We start from the raw sequence: 1,594 nt of genomic DNA, 5'->3' as shown, positions 1-1,594 counted from the left end.
AAAGGAGACCAGCTATGGCTTGTCAAGCATTTTCAAGAGGAGATTTAAGGACAGTTTTTAAGTAGGCAAAGACCAAAGTACCAGAGCAAGTCAGGCACCTTGAAAGTCGAATATCGAATGCTTGTGGGGACAATGTCCTACAAGACTATCTGTCTGGGTCATACTCCTTCTTGTCGCGCATGACAGCAAAGACGATGTGGCACAGCTTCCTTGCAACCGCTGTCACAGCCACACGGTGCGGCTTGCCCTCAGCCCGTTTCTTTCTGTAGAACTCTCTGAGCTTGGTATCGTATTGCCAGGCGCGGCTTGCGGCGAGCCAGATGGACCGTCTCAGGTAGGGGTCTCCACCCTTGGAGATGGAGCCTCCACCGGAGTCGAACTCGCCAGACTGACTCACGCTTGAGTCGAGACCTGCGTAGCGCACAAGTGCCTTGGCACTGGCAAACCTGGATATGTCACCTATCTCGGCCACGATCTGGGCACCGGTGACCTCTCCAACTCCGGGGATGGTCAGTACCAAAGGCTCAATGTCGCGCAGTAGCGCGCCGATCCGCGCGGCGATCTTGTTAGCCTCATCCTGCAGGAACTCGATGGTCCTTACCAACGAGCGAACCTGTATCGAGGCAGCCTCAGAACCGATCCTGTAACCCACAGATGTCTTAGCGGCCTCCATGACCTCTGTGGCCTTGCCTTCGCTAAGTCTTCCTCTGGACGCTTCTAAAAGCGTCCTTGAGACCGTAGTGGCCTTCCTGCGCACGAGGTCAGCAGGAAGTGGTGCCAACTCCAATAGCGCCAGCGATGAGGCACACATGGGATCTGAGAAGAGACTCTCATACTCAGGGAAGTAGGCATCGAGGATACATATGAGTTGGGTTTTCACTTCGGCAACGTCGCCCTTTATCGACTGGTGATAGCGGGTGAGGACCCTAAGCGACTGGACCTTCTCGTCGGCGAGTGCACTCGGCTCACACTGGCCGATTCTCAGTGTCTCAGCAATGAGCTCAGAGTCGACGCGATCGTTCTTCACGTGCTCCATGCCCTTAAGCTTACGCACGGCCTTGACCTGCATGGGGTTAATCACACAGACTGCATAGCCTGCGGCCACTAGGTGGCTAAATAGCGCCATCCAGTAATGTCCGGTGGCCTCCATCGCCACCAAAACATCGTCGGGTTCCTCCGCGAGCCCCTCGAGCCAGCATATGCACCTCTCAAAGCCGTCACCCGAGTTTTTGAAGGACATAGGCTTGCACACAGCCTTGCCCCTCTCATCAACGGCGCCGATCACATGCACCCTCTTCGCGATGTCCACGCCCATGTAGTACATGGCACCAACCCTCCTTCCTGGCGCAGCAGGCGGACACCCGTCAGCAACCGCCCAGGACCGCAGCCTCCTAGAAGAGATCCGGGGTGCACCCTGTTGTGTCCCCATCCAGCTTATTCGCGGCCAGCCTGGGTGGGACGGTTATGCCACTCTCCCTGTTACGAGGTCCTTGGAGGCCCCATATTACATGTCGGCATCCCGTCCGCCAGATCTGCATTGCCTCGACAAGCATTCGATATTCGGCCTGAAAAGGCAACAACTAGAAGATAGGAG

Annotated in this window: 1 protein-coding gene; it reads right to left on the bottom strand. The window is 56.3% G+C overall.

What is annotated here, in order from left to right; genetic code table 11:
- Window positions 1–145: 145 nt before the first annotated feature.
- The gene (locus HMPREF9069_RS05895) at window positions 146–1,324 is read right to left on the bottom strand and encodes an IS110 family RNA-guided transposase (RefSeq protein ID WP_021626271.1); all 1,179 of its coding nucleotides are present in this window, start codon (window positions 1,322–1,324) and stop codon (window positions 146–148) included.
- Between the last annotated feature and the right edge of the window lie 270 nt (window positions 1,325–1,594).

The organism is Atopobium sp. oral taxon 810 str. F0209 (genome assembly GCF_000466405.1).
Taxonomy (GTDB): Bacteria; Actinomycetota; Coriobacteriia; order Coriobacteriales; family Atopobiaceae; genus Olegusella.
This window is presented reverse-complemented; position numbering and strand designations above follow the sequence as displayed.